Origin of the sequence: Ramlibacter montanisoli, assembly GCF_013087525.1 — a bacterium.
Lineage (GTDB): Bacteria > Pseudomonadota > Gammaproteobacteria > Burkholderiales > Burkholderiaceae_C > Ramlibacter > Ramlibacter montanisoli.
The window spans coordinates 3,209,823-3,224,313 of record NZ_JABFCS010000001.1 but is presented as its reverse complement, the minus strand read 5'-3'; the positions used below and the strand labels follow the sequence as shown (position 1 = coordinate 3,224,313).

The following is a 14,491-nucleotide window of genomic DNA, read 5'->3' as shown; positions in this document are numbered from 1 at the left end:
TGAGAATGCGCATACATGACCGCCGCGAGCCTCTTCGAGCACCCGGGCCTGCTGGCCACGGCCATCGCCGAAGCGACGGACGACGTCATGTTCGCCAAGGACCTCGAAGGCCGCTATCGCTTCGCGAATCCGGCCACGCTGGCCGCGCTCCAGCGCTCCGCGGAGCAGGTCCTCGGCCGCACGGACGCCGAGATCCTGGGTGACCTGCAGGCGGCGCGGCAACTGATGGAGAACGACCGGCGCGTGATCGCGTCGGGCCAGCCGACCGAGATCGAGGAAGCGCTGCGGCTTCCCGACGGCAGCGTGCGGCACTGGCTGGCCCGCAAGATGCCCTGCGCGGCGCCAGCGGCAACATCGTCGGCGTGCTGGGCATCGCGCGCGACATCACGCAGCGCAAGCTGGCCGAGGCGCAGCGCGCGGCGACCCAGCTGAAGCTGGAGATGGGCATCCAGGCCGCGGGCCTGGTGATGGCGGAGATCGACTACCGCACCAACCTCAACCACATCTCTGGCGAACTGGCCCGCCTGCTGGAACTCGGCGAGGGGCCGCTGACGGTGCCGCGGCAGGCGATCTTCGACCGCATCCACCCCGAAGACCGCGAGCGCTACCTGCGCGAGATCGCGCGCACCCTCGATCCGGCGGGCAACGGCCACCTGGCGATCGACGTGCGCGCGCTGCTGCCCAGCGGCGTGGTGCGCTGGCTGCACATCCGGCTGCAGATCGTGTTCGCCATGATCGACGGCCGCCTGCAGCCCGAGCGCGGCATCTGCGCGGCGCGCGAGGTCACGACGGAGATGGTGGCCGAGCGCAAGCTGCGCGCCGCGCAGCGGCTCACGCTGTCGGTGATCGAGGGCGCCGGCGCGCTGGTGTACGCGAAGGACCTGCAGGGGCGCTACATCCTGTCCAACCAGGCCTGGCGGCGGCTGCATGGCCTGAGCCCGGAGGAGGCGCAGGGCATCACCGACGAACAGATCTTCGGCGCCGAAACCGCGGCGCGCCTGCGCGCCACCGACCGCAAGGTGGCCGAGGAGGGGCAGCCGGTGGTCACGCAGGAGCGCGCCTTGCTGCACGGCCAGGCCGCGACCTTCCGCTCCAGCAAGTTCCCGCTGTACGACGACAACGGCCAGATCTATGCCGTGTGCGGCGTGTCCACCGACATCACCGACGTGGTGGAGGCGGACCGGCGCAAGGACGAATTCATCGCCACTTTGGCGCACGAGCTGCGCAATCCGCTGGCGCCGATCCGCACCGGCCTGGAGATCCTGCGCCGCGTCGGCGAATTGCCGCCGGCCGCGGAACGCACCCGCGGGATGATGGAGCGCCAGCTCACGCACCTGGTGCGGCTGGTGGACGACCTGCTGGACGTGTCGCGCGTCAGCCGCGGCAAGCTGGAACTGCGGCTGGAGCCGCTGACCCTCGACCGGGTGCTGTCCGATGCGCTGGAAGCCTGCCAGCCGGCCGTGGCCGCCGCGGGCCATGCGCTGTCGCTGCAGATGCCGCAGGAGCCGGTTCCCGTGCACGGCGACCTGACGCGTCTCGCGCAGGTGTTCAGCAACCTGGTGAACAACGCAACCAAGTACACGCCGCCCGGAGGCCGCATCGAAGTGCGCGCCCGCGTCGAAGGCACGCAGGCGGTGGTGGAGGTGCAGGACAACGGCAGCGGCATCCCGCCCGAGCTGCTGCCGCAGGTGTTCGACATGTTCGCGCAGGGGCAGGGCGCCAACGGCACGGGCCATGGCGGCCTGGGCATCGGCCTGTGGCTGGTGCGCAAGCTGGTGCAGCTGCACCACGGTTCCATCGAGGCGGACAGCGCCGGCGTCGGCCGCGGCAGCACCTTCACCGTGCGCTTGCCGCTGTCGGACCGTTAATTCGCCACAGTTCGGCGGCCTGCTCGGCCTTGAGCTCGCTGTGTCGGCGGCGTCCTACGACAGCATTGGATGTTCGCGTCGACACTTGCCGCGCTGCACAGGAATACGGAGCTTCCATGGACCAGGCTGTCACCGCATCCACCAAGAAAAAGTCCGCCAAGCCCTCCGCTCGCGCGAACACGGCCAAGGCCCCGGGGCCGGCCAAGGCGGCAGCTCCCGTCCAGATTCCCCCATCCACACCCTTGCGGCCGAAGTGGCCGAGGCGCGTTCGCGCCAGGTGCTGGCCGCGCTCATGGCCTTCGCCTCGGGGGACTTCAGCGTCCGCCTGCCGGCCGAATGGTCCGGCGTCGATGCGCGGATCTCGGAGGCCTTCAACCAGACCATTGCCAACGCCGACCGCATCACCAGCGAAGCGGCGCGCGTGTCCAACACCGTCGGCAAGGAAGGGCGCCTGGCGCAACGGATTTCCGCGCCCGGCGCGCTGGGCAGCTGGGCGGCGCAGGTGGACTCGCTCAACACCCTGATCGACGACCTGGTGCGGCCGACGACCGACATCGCCCGCACCATCGGCGCGGTGGCCAAGGGCGACCTGGGCCAGTCGATGGAGCTTCAGGTGGACGGTCGGCACCTCAAGGGCGAGTTCCTGCGCTCCGCCAAGCTGGTGAACACGATGATCGAGCAGCTGTCCGTGTTCACCTCGGAGGTGACGCGGGTGGCGCGCGAAGTGGGCACCGAAGGCAAGCTGGGCGGCCAGGCCAAGGTGAAGGGCGTGTCGGGCGTGTGGAAAGACCTCACCGACTCGGTGAACCAGATGGCCGGCAACCTCACGGCGCAGGTGCGCAACATCGCCGACGTGACCATCGCGGTCGCCAACGGCGACCTGTCCAAGAAGATCACGGTGGACGTGCGCGGCGAGATCCTGCAGTTGAAGGAAGCAACCAACACCATGGTGGACCAGCTGCGCTCCTTCGCCTCGGAAGTGACGCGCGTGGCGCGCGAGGTGGGCACCGACGGGCGTCTCGGCGGCCAGGCCGTGGTGCCGGGCGTGGCGGGCACCTGGAAGGACCTGACCGACTCCGTGAACTTCATGGCGTCCAACCTCACGGCGCAGGTGCGCAACATCGCGGACGTGGCCACGGCCATCGCCCGCGGCGACCTGTCCAAGAAGATCACGGTGGACGTGCGCGGCGAGATCCTGCAGCTGAAGGAAACCATCAACACGATGGTGGACCAGCTGAACGGCTTCTCTTCCGAAGTGACGCGCGTGGCCAAGGAAGTGGGTACCGAAGGCAAGCTCGGTGGTCAGGCGCAGGTGCCGGGCATCGCGGGCACCTGGAAGGACCTGACGGACTCCGTGAACTCCATGGCGTCCAACCTCACCGCGCAGGTGCGCAACATCGCCGGCGTGGCGACCGCCATCGCCAAGGGAGACCTCTCCTCCAAGATCACCGTGGAGGTGAAGGGGCGAGATCCTGGCGCTGAAGGAAACCATCAACACGATGGTGGACCAGCTCAACGGCTTCGCATCCGAAGTGACGCGGGTGGCCCGCGAGGTGGGCACCGAAGGCAAGCTCGGTGGGCAGGCGCAGGTGCCGGGCGTGGCGGGTACCTGGAAGGACCTCACGGACAACGTGAACTTCATGGCCTCCAACCTCACCGGCCAGGTGCGCAACATCGCCGAAGTGACGACGGCCGTTGCCAAGGGCGACCTCTCGCGCAAGATCACGGTGGACGTGCGCGGCGAGGTGCTGGAGCTGAAGAACACCATCAACACCATGGTCGACCAGCTGAACGGCTTCGCTTCCGAAGTGACGCGCGTCGCGCGCGAGGTGGGCACCGAAGGCAAGCTCGGTGGCCAGGCGCAGGTGCCGGGCGTGGCGGGCACCTGGAAGGACCTGACCGACAACGTCAACTCGATGGCGTCCAACCTGACCGACCAGGTGCGCAACATCGCCGAAGTGACCACCGCCGTGGCGCGCGGCGACCTGTCCAAGAAGATCACCGTGGACGTGCGCGGGGAGATCCTGGAGCTGAAGAACACCATCAACACCATGGTGGACCAGCTGAACGGCTTCGCCGGCGAGGTGTCGCGGGTGGCGCGCGAGGTGGGCACCGAAGGCAAGCTCGGTGGCCAGGCGCAGGTGCCGGGCGTGGCGGGTACCTGGAAGGACCTGACCGACAACGTCAACTCGATGGCCTACAACCTGACGGCGCAGGTCCGCAACATCGCGGACGTGGCGACTGCGGTGGCCAACGGCGACCTGTCCAAAAAGATCACGGTGGACGTGAAGGGCGAGATCCTGGAGCTGAAGAACACCCTGAACACCATGGTGGACCAGCTCAACGGCTTTGCCGGCGAGGTGACGCGGGTGGCGCGGGAAGTGGGGACGGAAGGCAAGCTGGGCGGACAGGCGCAGGTGCGCGGCGTCGCCGGCACCTGGAAGGACTTGACCGACAACGTCAACTCGATGGCCAACAACCTCACGGGCCAGGTGCGCAACATCGCGGAAGTGACGACGGCCGTGGCGCGCGGCGACCTCTCGCGCAAGATCACGGTGGAAGTGAAGGGCGAGATCCTGGAGCTGAAGAACACCATCAACACCATGGTGGACCAGCTGAACGGCTTCGCTTCGGAGGTGACGCGCGTCGCGCGGGAAGTGGGGACCGAAGGCAAGCTCGGTGGCCAGGCGCAGGTGCCCGGCATCGCGGGCACCTGGAAGGACCTGACCGACTCCGTGAACTTCATGGCGTCCAACCTCACGGCGCAGGTGCGCAACATCGCGGACGTGGCCACGGCCATCGCCCGCGGCGACCTGTCCAAGAAGATCACGGTGGACGTGCGCGGTGAAATTCTTCAGCTGAAGCAGACCATCAACACCATGGTGGACCAGCTGAACTCCTTCGCCGGCGAGGTGTCCCGCGTGGCGCGCGAAGTGGGTACCGAGGGCAAGCTCGGTGGCCAGGCGGCGGTGGAAGGCGTGGCCGGCACCTGGAAGGACCTGACCGACAACGTCAACTCGATGGCCTCCAACCTGACCAACCAGGTGCGCAACATCGCGGAAGTGACGATCGCGGTGGCCAATGGCGACCTCTCCAAGAAGATCACCGTGGACGTGCGCGGCGAGATCCTGGAACTCAAGGAAACCATCAACACCATGGTGGACCAGCTCAACGCCTTCGCGGCCGAAGTGTCGCGGGTGGCGCGCGAGGTGGGCACCGAAGGCAAGCTCGGTGGCCAGGCGCAGGTGCCGGGCGTCGCCGGGACGTGGAAGGACCTGACGGACAACGTCAACTCCATGGCCAACAACCTCACGGGCCAGGTGCGCAACATCGCCGACGTGGCGACCGCCATCGCGCGGGGCGACCTGGGCCGCAAGATCACGGTGGACGTGAAGGGCGAGATCCTGCAGCTGAAGGAAACCATCAACACCATGGTGGACCAGCTCTCGGCCTTCGCCTCCGAAGTGACGCGGGTGGCGCGCGAGGTGGGCTCCGAAGGCAAGCTGGGCGGCCAGGCGCAGGTGCCCGGCGTGGCCGGCACCTGGAAGGACCTGACCGACAACGTGAACTCGATGGCGTCCAACCTGACCAACCAGGTGCGCAACATCGCGGAAGTGACGATCGCGGTGGCCAACGGCGACCTGTCCAAGAAGATCACCGTGGACGTGCGCGGTGAAATTCTCCAGCTGAAGGAAACCATCAACACGATGGTGGAACAGCTGCGAAGCTTTGCTTCCGAGGTGACGCGGGTGGCGCGCGAGGTTGGCACCGAAGGCCGCCTGGGCGTGCAGGCCGTGGTGCCGGGCGTCGCCGGCACCTGGAAGGACCTGACCGACTCGGTCAACACCATGGGCGCCAACCTTACCTCGCAGGTGCGCAACATCGCCGAAGTGACGACCGCCGTGGCCCGCGGCGACCTGAACCGCAAGATCACGGTGGACGTGAAGGGCGAGATCCTGGAGCTGAAGAACACCATCAACACGATGGTGGACCAGCTCAACTCCTTCGCCAACGAGGTGACGCGCGTGGCCCGTGAAGTGGGCACCGAAGGCAAGCTGGGCGGCCAGGCGCAGGTGACCGGCGTGGGCGGCACCTGGAAGGACCTGACCGACAACGTGAACTTCATGGCCTCCAACCTCACCGAGCAGGTGCGCGGCATCGTGAAGGTGGTGACCGCGGTGGCCAACGGCAACCTGACGCAGCGCCTGACGGTGCAGGCCAAGGGCGAAGTGGCGGCGCTGGCCGACACCATCAACGGCATGACCGACACGCTGGCGACCTTCGCCGACCAGGTGACCAACGTGGCGCGCGAAGTGGGCGTGGACGGACGCCTGGGCGGCCAGGCCAACGTGCCCGGCGCGGCCGGCACCTGGAAGGACCTGACCGGCAACGTGAACCTGCTGGCGGCCAACCTCACCACCCAGGTGCGCGCGATCGCGGAAGTGGCGACGGCCGTGACCAAGGGCGACCTGACGCGCTCGATCCAGGTGGACGCCAAGGGCGAAGTGTCCGAGCTGAAGGACAACATCAACACCATGATCTCCAACCTGCGGGAGACCACGGAATCGAACCGCGAGCAGGACTGGCTGAAGACCAACCTGGCGCGCTTCACCGGCATGCTGCAGGGCCAGCGCGACCTGAACACCGTGGGCAAGATGCTGCTGTCGGAACTGGCGCCGCTGGTCAGCGCGCACCAGGGCAGCATCTACCACAGCAACATCGCCGACGGCACCGACGGCGAACTGCTGGTGCTGGCCACCTACGCGCAGACCGACCGCATGCAGCTGTCGCCCACCATCCGCCTGGGCGAAGGCCTGGTCGGCGAATGCGCGCTGCAGAACCGGCGCATCCTGCTGGCCGACGTGCCGGCGGAGTACGTCACCATCTCCTCCAGCCTGGGCGAAGCCAGCAAGTTGAGCGTGGTGGTGCTGCCGGTGCTGTACGAGAACCAGACCAAGGCGGTGATCGAGCTCGCTTCGCTGCAGCCCTTCACGGCGGTGAACCTCAACTTCCTCGACCAGCTGGCGCTGGGCCTGGGCGCGGTGTTCAACACCATCGAGGCGACCATGCGGACCGAAGGCCTGCTCAAGCAGTCGCAGCAGCTGACGGCCGAACTGCAGTCGCGCCAGATCGAGCTGCAGCAGACCAACGAGGAACTGCAGAACAAGGCGCGCCTGCTCGCCGAGCAGAACGCCGAGGTGGAACGCAAGAACTCGGAAGTGGAGCAGGCCCGCCGCGCGCTGGAGGAGAAGGCGTCCGAACTGGCGCTTACCTCCAAGTACAAGTCGGAATTCCTGGCCAACATGTCGCACGAGCTGCGCACGCCGCTGAACTCCATCCTGATCTTGTCGCAGCAGCTGGCGGAAAACAGCGCGGGCAACCTGTCCACCAAGCAGGTGGAGTTCTCGCGCAACATCAATTCCTCGGGCTCCGACCTGCTGAACCTGATCAACGACATCCTGGACCTGTCGAAGATCGAGTCCGGCACGGTGACGGTGGACATCGAGGAGATCCCCTTCCACGGCCTGCGCGAGAGCCTGGACCGCAACTTCCGGCACGTGGCGGAGCAGAAGAACCTGCCGCTGCTGCTGAAGTTCGCCGAGCAGCTGCCGCGCACCATGGACAGCGACCCCAAGCGCCTGCAGCAGATCCTGAAGAACCTGCTGTCCAACGCGGTGAAGTTCACCGCGCACGGCCATGTCGAGGTGCGCGTGGGCCTGGCCACCAGCGGCTGGAGCCCGGACCACCCGGTCCTGGGCCAGGCGCAGAACGTGGTCGCCTTCGCGGTGGAAGACACCGGCATCGGCGTGCCGATCGAGAAGCAGCGCCTGATCTTCGAAGCCTTCCAGCAGGCCGACGCCGGCACCTCGCGCAAGTACGGCGGCACCGGACTGGGCCTGGCGATCAGCCGCGAACTGGCCTACCTGCTGGGCGGCGAGATCCGGCTGCACAGCGTGCCGGGGCAGGGCAGCACCTTCACGCTCTACCTGCCGCTGCACTACTCCGGTCCCGAGTCCGCGACGGTCACCAACCGCAAGGCGAAGCAGGAAGCAACGGTGATCACGCTGCCCATGGTGCGTGAGGAACACATCCCCGACGACCGCGAGAAGATCCAGCCGGGCGACCCGGTGCTGCTGGTGATCGAGGACGACCCGCACTACGCGCGCATCCTGCTGGGGCTGGCGCGCGACAAGGGCTTCAAGGGGCTGGTGGCGACCAAGGGCGCGATCGGCCTGTCGCTGGCGCGCCAGTACCAGCCCTCGGCGATCTCGCTGGACATCTTCCTGCCCGACATGCTGGGCTGGACGGTGCTCAACCAGCTCAAGCTCGACCCGGCGCTGCGCCACATCCCCGTGCAGATCGTGACCATGGAGGAGGAGCGCCAGCACGGCCTGTCGCACGGCGCCTTCAACTACCTGCTCAAGGAACCGACCACCGCGGGCCTGGAAGCGGCCTTCGACGCCTCAAGGAATTCACCGTACCGCGCACCAAGCGGCTGCTGGTGGTGGAGGACAACGAGATCGAGCGCGACGCCGTGGTCGAACTCCTGGGCTACGACGACATCGACATCGCCACCGCCGGCAGCGGCGAGGCGGCGCTGTCGGCGATGAGGCGCCAGCCCTTCGACTGCGTGGTTCTGGACCTGCGGCTGCCGGACATGAGCGGCTTCGAGCTGCTGGAGCAGATGCGCGAGCAGGCCGCGCTCTCCAGCGTCCCGGTGGTGGTGTTCACCGGCAAGGACCTGAGCCCGGACGAACAGGGCCGCCTGAACACCATGGCCAAGAGCATCGTGCTCAAGGACGTGCAGTCGCCGGAGCGCCTGCTGGACGAGACCGCGCTGTTCCTGCACCGTGTCGTCACCCAGCTGCCGCAGGAGAAGCAGGCGATGCTGGAGCGGCTGCACAACTCCTCGGAGGTGCTGCGCGGGCGCAAGGTGCTGGTGGTGGACGACGACGCGCGCAACATCTTCGCGCTCACCTCGGTGCTGGAGAACCACGAGGTGGAGGTGGTCAGCGCCACCAACGGCCGCCAGGCGATCGACATCCTGAAGAACACGCCGGACCTGGAGATGGTGCTGATGGACATCATGATGCCGGAGATGGACGGATACGAGACCATGCGCGAGATCCGCAAGGACGCCGCGTTCCGCACCCTGCCGATCCTGGCGCTGACGGCGAAGGCCATGAAGGGCGACCGCGAGAAATGCCTGGAAGCGGGCGCCAGCGACTACATCTCCAAACCGGTCAACACCGACCAGCTCCTGTCGCTGATGCGCGTGTGGCTGTTCCGGTGAGCAAACCATGACCAGCACCATCGAAAGAGTCAACATCCTCATCGTCGACGACGAGCCGAGGAACCTCGCGGTCCTGGAGTCCATCCTGGACGACCCGAGCTACCGGCTGGTGCGGGCCACCTCGGGCGACGAAGCGCTGCTGGCGCTGATGGCCGACGAGTTCGCGCTGCTGGTGCTGGACGTGCAGATGCCCGGCATGACCGGCTTCGAGCTGGCGCAGCTGGTGAAGGAGCGCAGGAAGACCGCGCGCATCCCGATCATCTTCCTCACCGCCTTCTACAACGAGGACCAGCACATCCTCGAAGGCTACGGCTCCGGCGCCGTGGACTACCTGCACAAGCCGGTGAACCCGGCGGTGCTGAAGTCCAAGGTGTCGGTGTTCGCCGAGCTGCACAAGAAGGGCCGCGAATTGGAGCGGGCCAACCGCATGCTGCTGGCGGAGGTGACGGAGCGGCGGCGCGCCGAGGAGCGCCTGAGCGAGCTCAACGCCTCGCTGGACCAGCGGGTGACCGAACGCACCGCGGCCCTGCAGGCCAGCGAGGAACTGCTGCGCGAAGCGGGCCGGCGCAAGGACGAATTCCTGGCGACGCTCGCGCACGAACTGCGCAATCCGCTCGCGCCGATCCGCAACGCGATCCATTTCCTCAAGCTGCGCGGGCCCGGCACGTCCGATGTGCAGTGGGCTTCGGAAGTGATCGACCGCCAGGTGCACGGCCTGGGCCGGCTGATCGACGACCTGATGGACATCAGCCGCATCAACCAGGGACGCATCGAGCTGCGCCGCAAGCAGGTGGCACTGGACGCCATCCTGGCCGAGGCGGTGGAGACCATCCAGCCGCAGATCGACGGCTCGGGCCACAAGCTCACGATCGTGCAGCCGCCGGCCCGGCTGCTGGTGGACGCCGACCCCGCGCGTCTGTCCCAGGCCCTGATGAACCTGCTGAGCAATGCGGCCAAGTACACCGACCCGGGCGGCCAGATCGAGGTGCGCGTGGTGGCCGAGGGCGGCACCGCGCTGGTGGCCGTGCGCGACAACGGCATGGGCATCCAGCCGCACCGGCTGGAGGAAGTGTTCGAGATGTTCTCGCAGGAGGAGCCGGCGCTGTCGCGGTCCAAGGGTGGCCTGGGCATCGGCCTGGCCCTCACGCGCAGGCTGGTGCAGCTGCACGGCGGCAACGTCACCGCGCGCAGCGAGGGCCTGGGCAAGGGCAGCGAGTTCCTGGTGCGGATTCCCGTCGTGGGCAGCGAGCCGGCGACCGAGACGCAGCCGGCACAGGCGCCCGCCGCCGCCACGGCCGCGGTGGGCCTGCGCATCCTGGTGGCGGACGACAACCACGACGCCGCCGAGACGCTGGGGGTGCTGCTGGAGGTGATGGGACACGAGGTGCGCCAGGTGCATGATGGCGAGGCCGCGGTACTGGAGGCGGAAAGCTTCGACCCGCACCTCGTGCTGCTGGACATCGGCATGCCCAAGCTCAACGGCTACGAAACCTGCCGCCTCATCCGGGCACAGGCTTCGGGCACCGCGCGCACGCTGGTGGCGGTCACCGGCTGGGGCCAGCCGCAGGACGTGCAGAAGGCGCGGGACGCGGGCTTCGACCGCCACATGGTCAAGCCGCTGGACATCGGCGAGCTGGTGAAGCTGATCGATGCGCGCGTCGCCGAGGCCGGCAGCTAGCGTGTCATCCGCGGCGTCGGTCCGGCCATGAGCCTCCAGTACCTGGACTTCGAATCCAGCGGCGACGCCGAGGGCCGGGGCAGCTTCGATGCGATGGCTTCGGTGGCGCCGGCGCAGTTCGCCGCGCTGCAGGCGGAAGTGCTGCGCGTGCTCGGCTGGGCCGAGCGCTCCTTCGGGCCCGCGGCCGCACTGGACGAAGGCGGCGAGTGGGACTACGAACTGCAGGGGACGCGCGAGACCAGCACGCCCTTGCGCGTGCAGTACGGCGCGGGCGGGCTGGACCTGCACGATGCGGCGCCCGCCGCGCCGCGCATCACGCTCAGCCTCACGCTGAGCGGCACGCGGGCCTTCTGCGAGGCCTTGCGCAGCGCCTTCGCGATCGATTGAGCAAGGGGACTGCGCGTCCGCCGGCGGTGCAGGCTGCCTAGGCAGCGCCGAAGTCGTCCGGCCGCAGTTCGATCGGCTGCCCGTGCGGCGTGCGGTCGGCCGCATGGTCCCAGGCCTCCTGGTAGCGGTGCAGTTCGACGGCGGAGCTCGCACCCTTGGCGGCCACCAGGTGCTCCAGCGCTTCCAGCCACTGGCGGTAGTAGGCATCGCCCGCGTCTTCGCCGGGCTGCGCCGGCGCCGCCTGGATCCGCTCGGCGAGGGCTTGCGCCCACTCGGGCCAGGTGAACAGGCCGTGCCGGTACAGCGCCAGCGTCATGGCGAAGGCCTGGGCCTGCCAGGGCGCGCCGAACACCGGTCCTTCGCCGTCGCGCGGCAGGCCGGGCAATTCGTGGAAGGGGTTCATGCCTGCGGCACCAGGATGCGCTCGTACTCGTCGCGCACGAAGCGGTAGCACGGGCAGGCGGCCGCCTCCAGGCCGTCGCGGTCGGTCACCTCGATGTGCCCGCGCGTGTAGCGGATCAGGCCGCGGTGCTGCAGCATGGAGGCGACCTGGTTCACCGTCGCGCGCCGCTCGCCCAGCATGTGCGCGAGGAACTCCTGCGTGAGGTCGAAGGCATTGCCGCGCACGCGGTCGTGCGTCTGCAGCAGCCAGCGCGCGCAGCGCTGCTCCACTGCATGCGCGCGGTTGCAGGCGGTCCCTTGCGACACCTGGACGAACAAGGCATGGGTGTAGGCGTGCATCACGCGCAGGAAGCCCGGGTGCGCCTGCGCGGCGGCCGCGAACGCTGCCGCGGGCATGCGCCAGCCGGCGCCTTCGACCTGCACGAACACGATGCCGGGACTGCGCTGTGCGCCCAGCAGCATGGGCACGGCCAGCACGCCTTCGCTCCCTATGGTGCCGACCTCGATCTTGGTGTCGCTCGCGACGGCACCGAGCATCGACAGCACCCCGGCCGCGGGAAACCAGGCGTGCTCCATCGGCTGCCCTTCCTCCCACAGCAGCTGGCGCAGCTCCAGGCGCGCCGGCTCCAGAGCGGGCGCCACCGCATGCAGCGTGGCGTCGTCGAGCAGGGCCAGCAGGCGATTGGCCCGCAGGTCGGATTGCACGCTGTCCATCCCTTGATCCCTTTTTGCACCGGGGGTGTCGTTATAGCCCCTCCGCGTCACCTATAGTGCGCTCCATGTCCGAATCCGCACACAGCGCCCTGCCCACGCGCGAAGAGTTGCGGACCGCGCTGCAGCGGCTGGAGGAAGTGCTGGCGCGCCATGGCGCACGCCTGCCGCATCCGGATGAGGACCCCGGGGGCGACCTGGTGCTGCACCTGCTGCGCCGGTGCATGGCGCTGATGCAGCAGGAAGCGGAGCGCCTGCGCGCGCTGCTCGCGACCCGGCGCTGAGCCTCAGGCCGGCGCGAGGTAAGGCTGCCAGGCGTCGATGGACACGCGCAGGCCCGGCGCCGCGCCCTCGCCCCACAGCTCCCCCGCGTCGAACACCACCGTGTACAGCGGCTGCGGCTGCTCGCCCTGGCCATGCGCGTGCGTGTCGGCGAACACGTGGCTGCCGTGCACGCGCGCGATGGTGCCGACCTTGCCGCGGGCGTAGCCCGGCAGGCGAGTGTGATGCGGCACGGCCTGGGCGCGCGTGCGCACCCGGTCGCCGACGGCGAAGCGCGGCGGCGCGGGATCGGGCCGCCAGGTCGGGGAACCCTTGGCCAGTGCCGCGGCGACATCACCCGCATGCAGCACGCGCGCGACCGGCACCGGCGCGTGCAGCGCCTGCCCCGCGTCGACCTCCCCGGGCAGCACCTGGCCGCGCTCGGCCATCAGCTTTTCCAGCGCGGCCAGCCAGATGCGGTAGTAGCTGAGGCGCTCGTAGTCCGGCAAAGTCTCGCGTGCCGAGCGGCTCATGTCGATGTTCCAGCTGCCGGTGGCGCCCATGGCCAGCACGATCGCCAGGGCCGCCGGTTCCCAGCTCTCGTGGAAGCGCACGTCCTCCGGCTCCGGGACCACGGGTCCGTGCCCGAGCTGCCCGCCCAGGTCCGCTTGGCTGCGATAGGGCAGGCTCATGGCGACTTCGGCAGGCCGGTGCCGATCATGGAATCGCGCGTCACCAGGGCGGCCAGCTGCGCTTCGTCCAGGCCCTCGCTGCCCGGTGGGCGCTGCGGGATCACCAGGTAGCGCACCTCGGCGGTGGAGTCCCAGACGCGGATCTCCTGGCCGGGCGGCAGCGTGACGCCGAAATCGGCGAGCACGCCGCGCGGGTCGCGCACCGCGCGCGAGCGGTAGGGCGCGCTCTTGTACCAGACCGGCGGCAGGCCCAGCACCGGCCAGGGATAGCAGCTGCACAGCGTGCAGACCACCATGTTGTGCACGGCGTCGGTGTTGGCCAGCGCCACCATGTGCTCTCCCTGCCGGCCGGTGTATCCCAGCGAAGCGATGGCCGCGGAGGCGTCGCGCACCAGCCAGTCGAAGAAGGCCGGGTCGCTCCACGCCCTGGCCACCACCTGCGCGCCGTTGCGCGGGCCGATGCGCGTCTGGTAGGTGTCGATGATCTCGTCGAGCGCGGCCGGGTCGATGTAGCCCTTCTGCGTGAGCACGCTCTGCAGCGCCCGCACGCGCAGCTCGGTGGGGTCCAGCTCGCTGTGTGGGTGGTCGTGATCGTGATCCTGGGCCATCCGCGGCAGTGTGCCGCTGCGCCCACGGGGATTCAAGGCCCTTCAGCGCGGCGCCACTGCCGGAGCGTCCTCAGCCCAGGAGGCTGCGCAGGATGATGTCGACCACGATGTTGCTGTTGTTGCCGACCAGCACCACCTGGTTGTTCACCACGGCGTAGCGGTAGCCCACGGGCGGCGGCGGCAGCGTCGACAGGGTGCGGCGCGGCACGGTGAACACGGCGCCCGGCGGCAGCGCCTGGCCGATGATCACGCGGTTGGCCTTCTTCGCCTGTCCGGGGGCAGGCAGCCGTTGTGCTTCTTCGCCAGTCCGGGCGGGCAGCTGCGGTCGTGGTGGCGGTCCAGGATCACGACGCGGTCGTCGCGGTCGAACCGGCCGTCGCGGCCATGGCGCTCAAGCCGGTCGCCGTCGTGGCGGTCGTTGTGGCGCTGACGTGCTCCACGCGGTCGTGCTTGCCGCCCCCTTGCCGTGGCCGCCCTTGTCCGCGAACGCGGGGGAAAGCGCCATGGTGGCCAGCAGGGCGGCAAGGAGAGTCTTCTTCGAGGTGTTCATGTCTTGGGCTCCAGTGACTGTCAGCCCAACTATTCGGCAG

At 68.8% G+C, this 14,491-nt stretch carries 11 protein-coding genes and 1 pseudogene; 7 read left to right on the top strand and 5 right to left on the bottom strand.

What is annotated here, in order from left to right:
- The first annotated feature begins 15 nt into the window (after window positions 1-15).
- The 6 genes and pseudogenes from HK415_RS15865 to HK415_RS15840 all read left to right on the top strand — a co-directional run bounded on the left by HK415_RS15865 (window position 16) and on the right by HK415_RS15840 (window position 11,227).
- Window positions 16-432, top strand: a complete 417-nt coding sequence (locus HK415_RS15865; protein WP_171561033.1) for a PAS domain-containing protein — start codon at window positions 16-18, stop codon at window positions 430-432.
- Entirely contained in the window at window positions 363-1,868 is a 1,506-nt protein-coding gene (locus HK415_RS15860) for a sensor histidine kinase (RefSeq protein WP_171561030.1), read from the top strand. Before HK415_RS15865 ends, HK415_RS15860 begins: the two co-directional genes overlap by 70 nt.
- 292 nt (window positions 1,869-2,160) lie before the next feature.
- Window positions 2,161-8,479: pseudogene (locus HK415_RS15850) on the top strand (HAMP domain-containing protein).
- Entirely contained in the window at window positions 8,371-9,162 is a 792-nt protein-coding gene (locus HK415_RS25335; RefSeq protein WP_309246717.1) for a response regulator, read from the top strand. Before HK415_RS15850 ends, HK415_RS25335 begins: the two are co-directional and overlap by 109 nt.
- A gap of 7 nt (window positions 9,163-9,169) precedes the next feature.
- The gene (locus tag HK415_RS15845; protein ID WP_171561028.1) at window positions 9,170-10,840 is read left to right on the top strand and encodes a response regulator; all 1,671 of its coding nucleotides are present in this window, start codon (window positions 9,170-9,172) and stop codon (window positions 10,838-10,840) included.
- 27 nt (window positions 10,841-10,867) lie between these two features.
- Window positions 10,868-11,227, top strand: coding sequence for a hypothetical protein (locus tag HK415_RS15840; protein ID WP_171561027.1), 360 nt, complete (start codon window positions 10,868-10,870; stop codon window positions 11,225-11,227).
- 37 nt (window positions 11,228-11,264) lie between these two features.
- On the opposite strand, the gene HK415_RS15835 is transcribed toward HK415_RS15840, so the two are convergent.
- On the bottom strand, window positions 11,265-11,630 hold the full coding sequence (locus HK415_RS15835) for a nitrile hydratase accessory protein (protein WP_171561026.1): 366 nt from the start codon (window positions 11,628-11,630) through the stop codon (window positions 11,265-11,267).
- Entirely contained in the window at window positions 11,627-12,334 is a 708-nt protein-coding gene (locus HK415_RS26480; RefSeq protein ID WP_171561025.1) for a Crp/Fnr family transcriptional regulator, read from the bottom strand. Before HK415_RS26480 ends, HK415_RS15835 begins: the two co-directional genes overlap by 4 nt.
- A gap of 74 nt (window positions 12,335-12,408) precedes the next feature.
- Between HK415_RS26480 and HK415_RS15825 the strand changes: the two genes are divergently transcribed.
- Window positions 12,409-12,624 (top strand): hypothetical protein, encoded by a 216-nt coding sequence (locus tag HK415_RS15825; RefSeq protein ID WP_171561024.1) that lies wholly within the window; start codon window positions 12,409-12,411, stop codon window positions 12,622-12,624.
- 3 nt (window positions 12,625-12,627) lie between these two features.
- Here the strand turns inward: HK415_RS15825 and nthB are convergent, their stop codons facing one another.
- The 3 genes from nthB to HK415_RS15810 all read right to left on the bottom strand — a co-directional run bounded on the left by nthB (window position 12,628) and on the right by HK415_RS15810 (window position 14,151).
- A complete protein-coding gene (gene nthB, locus HK415_RS15820; RefSeq protein WP_309246716.1) occupies window positions 12,628-13,293 on the bottom strand; it encodes a nitrile hydratase subunit beta in 666 nt (221 codons plus the stop codon).
- Complete coding sequence (gene nthA, locus HK415_RS15815) at window positions 13,290-13,901, bottom strand: nitrile hydratase subunit alpha (RefSeq protein ID WP_171561023.1); 612 nt, start codon at window positions 13,899-13,901, stop codon at window positions 13,290-13,292. Before nthA ends, nthB begins: the two co-directional genes overlap by 4 nt.
- A 70-nt stretch (window positions 13,902-13,971) precedes the next feature.
- Window positions 13,972-14,151, bottom strand: coding sequence for an RcnB family protein (locus HK415_RS15810; RefSeq protein ID WP_171561022.1), 180 nt, complete (start codon window positions 14,149-14,151; stop codon window positions 13,972-13,974).
- Between the last annotated feature and the right edge of the window lie 340 nt (window positions 14,152-14,491).